The following is a 12,957-nucleotide window of genomic DNA, read 5'->3' as shown; positions in this document are numbered from 1 at the left end:
GGCGGAAGCCAGGAGCCGCACTCTGCCGATCACCAAAAAGACTTTCGCCTCTGGTGGATCGTGCCCTAATCTGCCGTCCGCGTCGGGATTCCGCCCGGCCGGTGCATCGGACAATTCCTCTGACAAAGGAAGGAGCGTGTCGCCATGAAATGGCGAACCCAGCCGCCCGCCCGGAAGTTCCGGGAGCCCGGGCGGCGGTTCCGAAAGGAACGAGATGTCCCGAACGGACAGGACAAAGCCGTTGTGGGTGCGCCATATTGAGCACAACCCCCGGCCGGTCCACGATCACCGCTACGGCCCCTGCGATCTGCCGCCGGACCCGACGCGGGAGGGCACGGACACACGCTGCCGGTGGGAAGACCCCGCCGCGCACATACTGTCCGGCCGCAACTGCTGTTCGGGCTGCAAGGTGCGCTCCCACATCAAGGAGCGGCAGCAGTGGGCCAAGGAGGACAACCGCAAGGAACGCTACGCGGGCCGACGCGAAGCTCGCCGTTTCGCCACCGGCGAGGACAGCGACTGACTCCGCCGGCACCGGTTCCGTTCACCGATGACCCACCGGCTCGGCCCGGAACCGTGGCTCAGCCGACCGGTCGCCGCGTGTGCTGTGCCGCGAGCCGCACCGGGGCGTTCTGCGCGCCGTAGCCGCGGTAGCTGTCGTCGCGCTGGACGAGTTCGAAGAAGACGCGGCCGACGGTCTCCGTGTAGCAGTGGCGGAACTCGCCGCCCGCGTCCCGGTCATAGAGGATGCCGAGCTCCCGGTACGTCTCCAATTCCTGCTCGGTGAACTCGTACTTGGCCGCGAGGTCGTCGTAGTAGTTCGCCGGCATCGGCAGCAACCGTCCGCCCGCGGCCCGGAACCGGCGGGCGGCCGTCACGACGTCGTCGGTGGCGAGCGCGATGTGCTGGGCACGGCCGCCCTCGTCGGCGGTGGGAGCGGGACCGACGCCGAGAGCGATGCGGACGCTGCCGTCGGCGTTGGTGACGGCGCGGCTGCGCAGCAGGCCGTACGGGTCGGCGACATCGACGCTCTCCTGGGCACCAAGACCGAGCACGCTGCGGTGGAAAAGGACCGCCTCGTCGAACTCGTGCCAGGGCTGGGTGAGGGCCAGGTGGTCGATGCGGTGGATGCCGTCGCCTCCGGATGACTTGTGCTGCTCGGTCGGCTGGAAGTCGCCTGTCCAGCTGGGGAGTTCGGGGCGGTCGGTGGCGCAGAAGAACAGTTCCGTGCCGTCGGGCGCGGCGACCGCGTCGAGCGGGGCGTCCTCGGGGGCGCGGCGTCGGGGCAGTACGGGAGCGAGAAGGGCCTCGGCGCGCCGGGCCGCACCGGCCGGGTCCGGGGACTCCAGGCCGATCGCGGCCAGCGAGGTACCGTCGCGTCGAGCGGGCGGACCCGTGTTGAGCAGGACGCGAGCCTCGCCCTGCTGCCACAGGTCCACCGGTTTGCTGCGGTGCCGGGCCGTGCGGGCGAAGCCGAGCGCGTCGAGGACCGCGGCGACCGGTTCGGCGTCGGGCGTGACGAGTTCGGCGAAGGCGATCCCGCTGGGCACGACGGGCGCGGGCGGCTCGGCGAGGCCCACCGTCTCCTGGAGGACCAGCAGCGAACGCCGGCCGTCGACGGCGGTCGGCCCGGCCTCGGCCTGCCGGAACACGTCGTTGAAGACCTCCAGCGACAACGGCCCCTGATATCCGGCACGGATCACATGCCCGACGAGCCCGGCGATGTCGAAGCCGCCCTGCCCGGGAAAGCATCGGTAGTGGCGGCTCCACTGCAGGACGTCCATCGCCATCAGCGGGGCGTCGGCGAGCTGAAGGAAGAAGATCTTCTCGCCGGGGATGTCCTCGATGGCCTTGGGATCGGACCCGCGGGCGAGGATGTGAAAGCTGTCCAGACACGTACCGAGCGCCGGATGATCGGCCCGCTCGACGATGCGCCAGGCATGGTCGTACGTACTCACATGACGGCCCCACGCCAACGCCTCGTACGCGACCCGGATGCCGGACTCCTGGGCCAGTTCGGCAAGTCGACGCAGCTGCCGGGCGGCGAGCACGTCGTCGTCCACGGCGAGCGGCGACACACTGGAGCACACAAGTACGGTGTCGGCCCCGAGCCGCCGCATGACCTGAAACTTGCGCTCGGCCCGGCGCAGGTTGCGGTCGAACTCGTCCTCCGGCACGGCCTCGATATCGCGCATCGGCTGGTAGAGGTCGATGCTCAGACCGAGGTCGGCACAGCGGTCACGGATCTCCTCGGGCGCGAGAGGACTCGCAAGCAGGTCGTTCTCAAAGATCTCGACCCCGTCGAACCCGGCCCGAGCGGCGGCCGTCAACTTCTCGGTGAGAGAGCCACTGAGGGAGACGGTGGCGATGGAGGTACGCATAGGGTGCTCCTTCAAGAATCCGGTTCCGGCAGCGCGCCCCTTAGGGGCGCGGGGAACTGCGCGACCAGCCACAACGGACCCGCAGCCGACGAACGGCACAACCCCCACGGCGCTTAGTTACGGACACGCGCAACACCAGCCAACTCGCCAATGTCCGCCAGCATGCGGTCGGCATCCGGTTCCCGACCGGTAAAGAGCCGAAACGCATCCGCAGCCTGGAACACAGCCATCCCACCCCCGTCCAGCGTGGCGCAGCCAACCCCGCGCGCGGCACGCAACAACTCCGTCTCCAGCGGCCGGTAGACAACCTCGGCCACCCACAACCCGGGATGCAGCAACTCAGCCGGAAGCGGCAGCCCAGGATGGGCCGCCATCCCCGTGGGCGTGGCATGCACGATCCCGTCGGCGTCGGCGACCAGCACCGCCAGCCGGTCCGGCGTCGCGGCGGCCGCACGGCCGCCACCGAAGTGCCGGTTCAGCTCAGCGGCAAGCGCAACCGCGCGGGCCGGCACAGCGTCCGTCACCGTGACGTGCCCCGCGCCAAGCGTGAGCATGGCGTGCGCGACCGCCGCCCCCGCACCCCCCGCGCCCAGCTGCACGACCCGCTCCAGCGGAGCGTCGGGCAACCCGCGGGCGAACGAGGCCGCGAACCCGGTGACGTCCGTGTTGTGGCCGATCGCGCGGCCGTCCTCGAAGACGACGGTGTTCACCGCGCCGAGTGCCTCGGCCTGCGGGTCCAGCGCGTCCAGATGCTCGATGACGAGCCGCTTGCAGGGATGCGTGACGTTCAGACCGTCGAAGCCCAGGGCGCCGGCCGCACGCACCAGCTCACCCACCGCTTCCGGGCCCACACCGAGGTGGTCGATGTCGATGAGCCGGTACAGATAACGCAGGCCCTGGCGGTCGGCCTCCCGTTCGTGCAGCGCAGGACTGAGCGACGGGCCGATGCCAGAGCCGATCAGCCCGACGAGATACGAGTCCTTTGTCACGAGGGGCCTCCTGAGGGGCTCACTAATGTACGAACTAGTACGTTAGTGATAGCAGCATCGCCGGGCCGTGGGAAGACCTCTCCGGGAACACGAAATGAGAGGGCTTCTACAATCGCGAGCACTGGACCCTCGCCCGAAGGAACCCGATGACCAGCGTCGAACAACCGGCACGCACAGGCGGGCGCATCCGCGACGCCGTCCGCACCAGGGCCGAGATCCTCGACGTGGCGACCCACGAGTTCGCCAGGGCCGGGTTCACCGGGGCCCGGGTGGACGAGATCGCCGCCCTGACCCGTACCACGAAGCGGATGATCTACTACTACTTCGGCGGCAAGGAGCAGCTGTTCACGGCCGTGCTGGAGCGGGCGTACAGCGTGATCCGGGAGGCCGAGCAGCAGCTGGACGTCGAGCACCTGGACCCGGTCGCGGCGATCCGGCGGCTCGCCGAGCTCACCTTCGACCACCACGAGGCACACCCCGACTTCATCCGCCTGGTCAGCATCGAGAACATCCACGAGGCGGAGCACATCGCCGCCTCCGCGGAACTGGGCAGGATCGGCTCGCCCGCGCTCGACGTGATCGGCCGCATCCTGGCGGCGGGGCGCGAGTCAGGCCTGTTCACGGCGGATGTCGACGCGGTGGACCTGCACGCGATGATCAGCTCGTTCTGCTTCTTCCGGGTCGCCAACCGGCACACCTTCGGCGCGCTCTTCGGCCGCGACCTGATCGCCGCCGACCAGCGGGAGCACTACCGGAACATGCTCGGCGACATGGTCATCGCGTATCTGACGGCGGACCGCTCGGCGGACTGACCGCGCCAATGCTCCGCTGCGCAGCGGGAGAGATCCTCCAGCACGACCCCTTGACACCCGGGAAACGTGAGCGCAACATCCGTAGCCAACCGCTACTAACTATCCAGTGGGTTAATTAGCCGGGTAGCGCCCGGCGCGGCCGACCCGTCACCCCAGGGATCCGGCACCTCTCCCCGCCGCTCACTCCGCCTGTGTTGGAGTTCCCTTGAAGGAGCACGCCGTGTCCGTCCCCGCCGCACCACCGGGCCAGCCGAGGAAAGCCGCCACGGCAGCCTGGATCGGCAGTGCCCTGGAGTACTACGACTTCTTCATCTACGGCAGCGCCGCCGCACTGATCTTCCCGGACGTCTTCTTCGACGAGTCGGACCCGGCCACCGGGACCCTGTTGTCCCTGGCCACGTTCGGCGTCGCGTACGCGGCCCGCCCGGTCGGCGCGCTGTTCCTCGGTCACTTCGGCGACAAGCTGGGCCGTAAGAAGATCATGGTCTTCACGCTGATGCTGATGGGCCTGTCGACATTCCTCATCGGCTGTCTGCCCACGCGGGAGCAGGTCGGCACGCTGGCCCCGGTCCTGCTCGTCCTCTGCCGCATCCTTCAGGGCATCTCGGCCGCGGGCGAGCAGGCCAGCGCCAACTCCATGTCGCTGGAACACGCGCCGCCGAGCCGCCGCGGCTTCTTCACCAGCTTCACGCTCAGCGGCACCCAGGGCGGGCAGCTGCTCGCCACCCTGGTGTTCATCCCGGTCGCCGCGCTTCCCGAGGACCAGTTGCTGGCCTGGGGCTGGCGCATCCCGTTCTGGCTGAGCTTCGCGGTCGCCGTCGTCGGCTACGTCATCCGCCGCACGCTCGACGAGACCCCGGCGTTCGCCCAGCAGGCCTCCACCGAGGGCGTCGAGAAGATGCCGCTGGCCGTGCTGCTGCGCGAGCACTGGGCGGATGTTCTGCGCGTGGTCGCGGCCGCGCTCATCGCCTCGGTGAGCACGATCTTCACCGTGTGGGCGCTGTCGTACGCGACCAGTGACTCGGTCGGCATGGACCGCACCTCCATGCTCTGGGTGGGCGCCCTGGCCAACCTCGTCGCTCTAGGCGCGATCCCGCTGTGGGCGACTCTCTCCGACCGCATCGGCCGCCGTCCGGTCTTCCTGCTCGGCGCCGTCGGCAGCGCCGTGACGATGTTCGGCTACCTGTGGGCCATCTCCACGGGCTCGTACCCGCTGGTCCTGATCCTCGGGATCGTCGCCTTCGGTGTCGTCTACAGCGCGGCGAACGGCGTCTGGCCAGCCTTCTACGGCGAGATGTTCTCCACCCGCGTCCGCCTCTCGGGCATGGCGATCGGCACCCAGATCGGCTTCGCCATCGCCGGGTTCGCCGTCACCTTCGCCGCGCAGATCGCGGGCCCCGACGGCGACGACTGGTTCGCCGTGGCCCTCTTCACCGCCGCGCTGTGCGTCCCACCGGTGATCGCCGCGCTCACCGCACGCGAGACGCACAAGGTCCCGACGGAGCACCTGGGCGAACGCCCGGCGGACAAGACCACAGATCGCGAGCGGATCGCGGCCTGATCCGACCACTCCCCGGCCCGCCACCGCCACCGCCGAGTCCCCGACGCCGTACGGCCGGTCGGGGCTCGGTGGTTCCCCGGGACGTGCTGAGCGAGCCCGCCGGACGATCAGTCGTCGAAGTACGCCTTGGCAACGGCGTAGCTGTCCTCGTAGAGGTGGTAGCGGGTGATCCGCCCGTCCCGGACGGTGGCGTGCAGGGCGAACGCGGTGTCGATGTCCCGGCCCGTCTTCTTGACCTCGGAGACCATGCGCCCGATGAGCACCACATCATCGCCCTCGGTGATGACCTGGCGGAGGTCGAACTCCTTGGCTTGCACATGGGTCTGCAGCAGCTCGAAGAACGTCCGCATGCCCTCCGCCGAGTCGACCTCCGGTACCCACGGAATGCCCGGCGGGTGCGGGATCGAGAACGACACCGAGTCGGCGAACAGCGCCGCCGCCTCCGTACTCTTCCCCTCGGCGAGCAGCGGGAACAAGCGTTGCACAGTCTGCGCCGGTGACTCTGCTGTCATGCCTGTCGACCTTACAGGCCGGACATGCGGTGCACTCCCGAACCGGGTCGGCTAGGTCGGGGCGATCGCGGCCTCGATGTGGGCGAGTTGGGCGGCGAGGATCTCTTCGAAGGCGGCGCGGCGGTCCACCTCGAGAGGGCGGACGTCGCGGGCGAAGTGGGACAGGGCCGGGAAGCGTTCGGGGTCGGCGCCGAGTACCGCGACGCGAAACAGCTCCATGCTCTGCTCGTGCTCTTCGGGGGTGACGGTGCTGACCCCGGCCTCGGAGGAGATCAACGCGGCGACGAGGACCGCGATCCGGTGGTAGCGCGCCGGGATCTCCTCGTCGGGCAGTCCCGAGGCGCGCAGAGCCTGCAGCACCTCTTCCATGACCAGCCGGGAACCGGTGCCGCTTGACGCGTAGCGTCCCCAGACCGCGGCGACCTGGGGCTGCTGACCGAAGGCCTCTCTCACGCGCAGGGCCAGGGCCCATGATGCGCTGCTTCCAGTCGCCCTCGGGGCGGTAGCCGTCCATGGCGGCCAGGAGGATCCGGTCGGCGACCGCGCGCAGCAGTTCGGTCTTGCTGCGGAAGTGCCGGTAGAGGCTGGAGGAATCGGTCCCCAGCACCGCGGCGAGCTTGCGCACGCTGAACGACTCGGCGTCGCTCGTGCGCAGCAACTCCGCCGCTGAACGCCGCCCTGGAAAACGTCCACCGCGCCGGGATACCGGGCCTGTTCGCCGAGGTGCGTGACGGCGACCAGGTCTGGCACGGCGCCGCCGGGGTCGCCGATGTCGCCACCGGTCGCCCCGTACGAGGCGTGGTTCGGCATGATCGACCCGCCGCGCGACTACAGCGTCTACGACATGTCATGGGTGGGACCGGCGGCCTCGTTGATATCGACCGTCACGGACCTCAACCGCTTCTTCGGCATGCTGCTCGCCGGCGAGATCGTCAGCCCGTCGTCGCTGGCGCAGATGCAACGCACCGTCCCGGTCGTCTCCCAGGAGGGAAAGACGATCGACTACGGCCTCGGCCTGCACCCGATGGAGGCTCCCGGACAGGCCACCTTCTGGGGCCATGGCGGCACGGTCTGGGGTGGTGGAGCGCTGACCATGACCCGTGCCGACGGCAAGCGGCAGATGTCCCTCGCGGTGAACCTCCAGAGGTGGAACAGGCTCGACTCCTCGGGCAAGCCGCAACCCCATCTCATCGACGACGCGCTTGCGGCTCTCCACCGCGTGGCGATGTACGGCTGACCGGGCTGGAGAGAGCCGCTTCCACCAAGCCGGCACGTCAGTCGCCGGTGCCTGTAGCAGCGGAGTGGAACGCCAGGGCGTACCGGCGAGTTGACACCTGCTGCCGCCCGCGTCAGAGTCCCCGCTGATGGAGATCAACGATCTGACGCCGGCCGAACTGCAAGTCTGGCGGGCCCTCCCGCGCGGGGAGGTCGTGGACTTCCGTACCGGCGGTGACGAGGACGCTGCGGCGGGGGCCGGCTGGGGGCCGGAACGGACCCTGCGCGCCTCGATGCTGAGGGCGCTACTGGTCCACGCGCCCCAAGAGGACGGCGAGATCGCCGCCCTCAGGGTCATGGGTGCCCTGATCACCGGCGCGCTCGACCTCACGCACGCCGTCGTCGACCACCCGGTCCGCCTGGCCCACTGTCACTTCACCGACCCGCCCGACCTGTACGGCGCCCAGCTGCGCAGGCTCAGCCTGCGCGGTTCCGTGCTCCCCGCCCTGGACCTCGGCAGCGCACGGGTCGACGGCGTGGTGAATCTGTCGGAGTGCCGGGTGCGCGGGCGCGTGCAGCTGAGCGGAGCCCAGATATCCGGTGCCCTGAACCTGGAGCGCGCCGAACTCACCGCACCCGACGACCGGGAACCCGTGCTCAAGCTCCAGCGGACGCTGCTGGAGGACGACTTGTGGGCGCCGGGGCTGCGCGCACACGGCGAGATACGGCTCAACGGCGCAACCGTCAACGGATCGGTCAATCTCGCCGACGCCCGCCTCAGCCACCCCGGCAAGGTCGCCCTCGACGCCATGACCCTCGGCGTGGACGGCGACCTCCTGCTGCGGCGCGTGAACGTCGAGGGATGGATCGGGTTGCGGGGAGCCCGTGTCACCGGTCGCCTCGACCTGTCGTACGCGCGTCTGTCGAACCCCGGAGACATGACGCTGCGGGCCTCCAGCTGCACCGTCGGGGAACTGTGGCTGCGCAGGGGCGAACCGCTGGACGGCGGTCTCAACCTGCGCCGGGCCCAGATCGAGGTCCTGTTCGTGGAACCGGAGAAGCTGCCGGGCACGGTCCGCCTCGACGGTCTCGGCTATACGACCCTCACGCCCCACGAGCCCGCCGAGCGGCGCCTGCCCATGCTGGAACGCGACGACGACCGCTATGTGCCGCACGCCTACGAGCAGTTGACCGCCGCCTACCGGCGGATCGGCGACGACGACGCGGCGCGCGTAGTTCAGCTGGCCAAGCAGCGCCGCCACCGGCGCACGCTTCCCTGGTACGGGCGCCTGTGGGGCCAGGTACAGGACGCGACCGTCGGCTACGGCTTCCGCCCGCTGCGCGCCGCGGTCTGGCTCCTTTCGCTGCTGGCGGTGGGCTCCGTCTCCTACGCCCTGCACCATCCGCAGCGGCTCAAGCCGGACGAGGCGCCGCCCTTCAACCCGGTCTTCTACACCCTCGACCTGCTGCTCCCGGTGATCTCGTTCGGCCAGGAGGGCGCGTTCGCCCCGAAGGGCGTGTACCAGTGGCTGTCCTACGTCCTCGTCCTCACCGGCTGGATCCTGGCCACGACGGTCGTCGCGGGCGTGACGCGGACGGTCAGCCGCCAGTGAGCGCCTTCACGGCGTGCCGCCCGAGTCTCCGCTCCAGGTCGGCGACAGACAGGTCAACAGGTCAGCGACGCGCACGGCGAACCAGCGTCAGTTCCGGTTCGCCGTGCGCGTCGGGCTCACCGAGCACCGCCGTGAAGGCTTCGGTACGCACAGTCAGGCCTTCGGGCGTTCGCTCGCAGTCCATGCTCAAGGGCTCCGTCGCCTCGGGCCCGTAGCGCACCGCGAAGACGTCCAGGCCCTCCGGTGCACCGGGTGCGGGGCCCGCTTCGAGGGCGGTGGTCGTCCGCACATGGCTCCAGCCCTGGTCGGGGTTGCCGTAGCCGCGCGGGTCGAGGGCGAGCGCGAAGGCCGCTTGTTGCTGGGTGAACTCGTGCCGGGCGTCGAAGCAGTCGGGGCTGTCCGGCTGAGGGTGCGTCAGCCGCAGTTCACCGGCGGACGCGACGGGCGGCAGCTCGCCGGTCCTGCGGAACCGGTCGCCCTCCGCGACGACGTAGGGCATCCCGGCGAGCAAGTACCGTTCCCCGCCGAGCCGTTCGACGATGACCGTCATCCACAGCCGCGTGCCGTCCGTGACATACAGCGACTGGACATGCCGCAGCACATGGTCACGGTCGACGACGGGTTTGCTCACGAGCTTGGCCGCGAGGTCCCCGGAGCGGTGGTCCCGTACGCGCACCGCGCCCATCGGACGGCACAGCAGGAAGCCGTCCGTCACGGGCCCGAAGCCGTGCTGCCGTTCGACGGCGGCGGCCACCAGCACCGAGCCGCCCGCCTCGATCACGGAGGGAGTCATCCGGTCGTCGAACGACACCGTGACGGTGCCCGAACGCAGTTGGTGGCAGACGGGTTCCGTACGCGGAGCGCGGTGCCAGCGCGTGGTGTCCTGGGTCTGCCACACGAGCATGAAGGCGAAGTGTCCGTCGATGCCGCCGTCGGCCCCGACCGCGTGCCGGCCCCAGCCCGTGTCCCCGGCGTAGCGGCCGATGTCGGCGCCGATGCGCCGGCCGAAGTACCGCAGCCCCAGGACGGATTCGAAGGCGGAGTGCTGCTCGCTGTAGCGCGGCCCGCCGATGTCGAAGCCGCTTCCGCAGAGCCGTGCGTCGATGTAGCGGGCGAGCACGTCGCCGTCCTCCGCGAACACCTCCTCGCCGCTGACCCGGTGGGCCTGGGCGAGGAAGGAGAGCGAGATCGGCCCGTAGTTGTTGTCGTACGCGCCGCCGTGCTCGGGAGGCAGCGGGGCGCCCCGGTCCCGTACGCGACGGGCCCGGATCTCCTCCGCGTACAGATCCATGGCCCGGCGCCGCACCGACTCGCCTTCATCGGAAGGGAGATGACGGGCGAGCATGAGTCCGCCGACCACGCAGCCGATGGCCTGGTTGGCCGCGTCCTGCGGGTTGAAGACCGTGGCCTCGGTCAGCCAGCGCCAGTAGCCGCCCGCCACGTCCAGGAGTTCGCGGTACTGCTCCTCGTCGACCAGCCCGTCCGCCGCGTCGAGCACGTTGACCGCCTGGAGGAGCGCCCACACGGTGCTCGGCCAGTCGCCGATGGGGTGGGCGCCGGGCGCGAGTACGTAACGGGCGTACGGCAGGCCGGAGCCCCGGACCGTCAGATTCGGGTAGCCGGGGTTGTCCTCCGTGAAGACGCGTGCGCTCAGGTGGAAGGCCAGGCTTCGGCGCACCGCGTCCGGCAGGCGCGGGTCCCTGGTGCGGTGCCAGGCCAGCGCGAGCAGTGAGGTGATGCCGAGTGAGGTGTCGCCGATGTCGTCGGTGGCGGCCGGGTGTTCGAGGTTGCCCTCGGGGGTGAGGCGGGCCAGCGCCTGGTCGGCCACGCCGGCCAGCACGGTGTCGTACGCGGCCGGATCGTCGGCCAGGTCGTGCAGCCGGCCTCGCTGGTGCGGGAGATACAAGCTTCTCAGCCCTTCATCCCGGAGGTTGCCAGTCCCTCGACCAGCCTCTTCTGGAAGATGAGGAAGCAGATGAGCGTGGGCAGAAGGGCGAGCGTCGCCATGGCGAACATCGGGCCGTACGAGGATCCGCTCGTCTGGTCCAGGAACAGGGTCAGGCCCAGGGGGACGGTGAAGCGGCCGTTCTGCTGGAGGTAGACGAGCTGGCTGAAGAAGTCGTCGTAGGTCCAGATGAAGGTGAAGATGATCGTGGTGATGAGGGCCGGGCGCATCAGCGGCAGGATGATCTTCAGGTAGATCTGCAGTGGGTTGGCGCCGTCGATCATCGCGGCCTGGTCCAGCTCCCGTGGGATGGAGCGGATGAACTGCACCATCAGGAAGATGAAGAAGGCGTCCACCGCGAGGAACTTCGGCACGATCAGCGGCAGGAACGTGTTGATCCAGGTCAGGTTGTAGAACAGCGTGTACTGGGGGATCAGCGTGGCCTGCATCGGCAGCATCAGTGTGCCGAGCATCAGCCCGAACCAGATCTTCTTGCCGCGGAACTCGAAGCGCGCGAAGGCGTAGGCCGCGAGCGAGCAGGAGATCACGTTCCCGATCACCGCGCCGATCGTCACGATCAGCGAGTTGGTGATGTAGAGCGAGAAGGAGTTGCCGGAGCCGCTCCAGCCCTCGGAGTAGTTCTCCGGGCGCACCTGGTCCGGGATCAGCCCGGGCTGGGTGAAGATATCGGTGTCGGGCTTGAACGAGCTGCTCAGCATCCACATCAGCGGATAGAGCATGACCAGCGCCACGCCGATGAGCAGTGTGTGGATCAGGATGCGGCGCGGGCCGGTGAGTTCGCGCAGCTTCCGCAGCGGCGACTTCTTCAGCGGCGACCCGGTCTGGGTGGCCTCGGTGGTTTCGGTGGCCTGGGTGATGGCGGACATCGGGTTACGTACTCCTCACCGACGCTCAGTCGTCGTAGTGGACCCAGTAGCGGCTGGCGATGAAGTTGATCGCCGTGAACACTGCGATGACCAGGAACAGCACCCAGGCCAGCGCCGAGGCGTATCCCATCTCCAGGTCGGTGAAGCCCTTCTTGTAGAGGTAGAGCGAGTACAGCATGGTCGAGTCGAGCGGTCCGCCGGTGCCGTTGCTGACCACGTACGCCGGGGTGAAGGTCTGGAACGCGCCGATGATCTGCAGGACGACGTTGAAGAAGACGATGGGCGTCAGCAGCGGCAGGGTGATCCGGAAGAAGCGGGTCATGACACCGGCGCCGTCGATGGCGGCGGCCTCGTACACGTCCTTCGGCAGCTGCTTCAGACCGGCCAGGAAGATGACCATCGGGGTGCCGAACTGCCAGACGGCCAGCAGGATCAGCGTGTAGACCGAGGAGTCGGGGTTGGAGATCCAGTCCTGGGTGCTGTCGATGCCGAACCAGCCGAGAAATTCGTTGAACAGGCCCTCGCCGCCGAAGAGCTGCCGCCACATGATGGCGATGGCCACCGCCCCGCCGAGCAGCGACGGCAGGTAGAAGGCGGCGCGGTAGAAGCCGAGGCCGCGCAGCGGGCGGTTCAGCAGGACCGCGACCGCCAGCGCGAGGGCGAGCTTCAGCGGTACCGAGACCACCACGTACACGGTGGTGACGCTCACCGACTTCCAGAACTTCGGGTCCTCGGAGAACATCCGGCTGTAGTTCTGTGTGCCGACCCACTTGGCGGGCGAGAGCAGATCGAAGTCGGTGAAGGAGAGGTAGAGCGAGTCGAGCATCGGATAGATCGTCAGCCCGAACAGGCCGACGAACCAGGGGGCCAGGAAGAGGTACGGCCACCAGCCTCCGCCGCGCCGTCTGGCGGCGCGGCGGCGCATGCGGTCACGCTCCCGCTGGTCGGACGGGGTCGCGGGAGCCGTCGGCTCCTTCACGACCTCGTCAATCTTGGCGGTGGTCATGCTCATCTCCCTGGCCTTCTCCCCGTCCTTATCCGC

Annotated in this window: 10 protein-coding genes and 2 pseudogenes; 5 read left to right on the top strand and 7 right to left on the bottom strand. The window is 69.3% G+C overall.

Annotated elements, in window-relative coordinates; translation table 11 throughout:
* Nucleotides 1-214: 214 nt before the first annotated feature.
* Complete coding sequence (locus G5C60_RS01295) at nt 215-523, top strand: hypothetical protein (protein ID WP_165254262.1); 309 nt, start codon at nt 215-217, stop codon at nt 521-523.
* 58 nt (nt 524-581) lie between these two features.
* Here G5C60_RS01295 and G5C60_RS01290 read toward each other — a convergent pair whose 3' ends face one another.
* Together G5C60_RS01290 and G5C60_RS01285 are read right to left on the bottom strand one after the other, a co-directional pair.
* The gene (locus G5C60_RS01290) at nt 582-2,381 is read right to left on the bottom strand and encodes a bifunctional sugar phosphate isomerase/epimerase/4-hydroxyphenylpyruvate dioxygenase family protein (RefSeq protein WP_165254261.1); all 1,800 of its coding nucleotides are present in this window, start codon (nt 2,379-2,381) and stop codon (nt 582-584) included.
* A gap of 113 nt (nt 2,382-2,494) precedes the next feature.
* Nucleotides 2,495-3,370, bottom strand: coding sequence for a shikimate dehydrogenase (locus G5C60_RS01285; protein WP_165254260.1), 876 nt, complete (start codon nt 3,368-3,370; stop codon nt 2,495-2,497).
* Between the two features lie 146 nt (nt 3,371-3,516).
* On the opposite strand from G5C60_RS01285, the gene G5C60_RS01280 reads away from it, so the two are divergent.
* A complete protein-coding gene (locus G5C60_RS01280; RefSeq protein WP_165254259.1) occupies nt 3,517-4,182 on the top strand; it encodes a TetR family transcriptional regulator in 666 nt (221 codons plus the stop codon).
* A gap of 220 nt (nt 4,183-4,402) precedes the next feature.
* Nucleotides 4,403-5,743, top strand: a complete 1,341-nt coding sequence (locus tag G5C60_RS01275; protein WP_165254258.1) for an MFS transporter — start codon at nt 4,403-4,405, stop codon at nt 5,741-5,743.
* Nucleotides 5,744-5,850: 107 nt separating this feature from the next.
* Here the strand turns inward: G5C60_RS01275 and G5C60_RS01270 are convergent, their stop codons facing one another.
* Together G5C60_RS01270 and G5C60_RS01265 are read right to left on the bottom strand one after the other, a co-directional pair.
* Nucleotides 5,851-6,255: a nuclear transport factor 2 family protein gene (locus G5C60_RS01270; RefSeq protein ID WP_165254257.1), complete on the bottom strand. Its 405-nt coding sequence runs from the start codon at nt 6,253-6,255 to the stop codon at nt 5,851-5,853.
* Between the two features lie 51 nt (nt 6,256-6,306).
* A pseudogene (locus tag G5C60_RS01265) lies at nt 6,307-6,913 on the bottom strand (TetR/AcrR family transcriptional regulator).
* A gap of 126 nt (nt 6,914-7,039) precedes the next feature.
* Here G5C60_RS01265 and G5C60_RS01260 point away from each other — a divergent pair.
* Nucleotides 7,040-7,492: pseudogene (locus G5C60_RS01260) on the top strand (serine hydrolase); the annotation flags it as partial.
* A 127-nt stretch (nt 7,493-7,619) separates the two neighbouring features.
* Complete coding sequence (locus G5C60_RS01255; protein WP_165254256.1) at nt 7,620-9,083, top strand: pentapeptide repeat-containing protein; 1,464 nt, start codon at nt 7,620-7,622, stop codon at nt 9,081-9,083.
* 61 nt (nt 9,084-9,144) lie between these two features.
* Here G5C60_RS01255 and G5C60_RS01250 read toward each other — a convergent pair whose 3' ends face one another.
* Genes G5C60_RS01250 through G5C60_RS01240 form a run of 3 tightly spaced genes read right to left on the bottom strand, consistent with a single transcriptional unit; the run spans nt 9,145 to nt 12,921 of the window.
* A complete protein-coding gene (locus G5C60_RS01250; RefSeq protein WP_165254255.1) occupies nt 9,145-10,989 on the bottom strand; it encodes a hypothetical protein in 1,845 nt (614 codons plus the stop codon).
* A gap of 5 nt (nt 10,990-10,994) precedes the next feature.
* On the bottom strand, nt 10,995-11,915 hold the full coding sequence (locus G5C60_RS01245) for a carbohydrate ABC transporter permease (protein ID WP_241266390.1): 921 nt from the start codon (nt 11,913-11,915) through the stop codon (nt 10,995-10,997).
* Nucleotides 11,916-11,940: 25 nt separating this feature from the next.
* Complete coding sequence (locus tag G5C60_RS01240; protein ID WP_165254254.1) at nt 11,941-12,921, bottom strand: carbohydrate ABC transporter permease; 981 nt, start codon at nt 12,919-12,921, stop codon at nt 11,941-11,943.
* Between the last annotated feature and the right edge of the window lie 36 nt (nt 12,922-12,957).

The organism is Streptomyces scabichelini (assembly GCF_011045015.1).
Classification (GTDB): domain Bacteria; phylum Actinomycetota; class Actinomycetes; order Streptomycetales; family Streptomycetaceae; genus Streptomyces; species Streptomyces scabichelini.
This window is presented reverse-complemented; position numbering and strand designations above follow the sequence as displayed.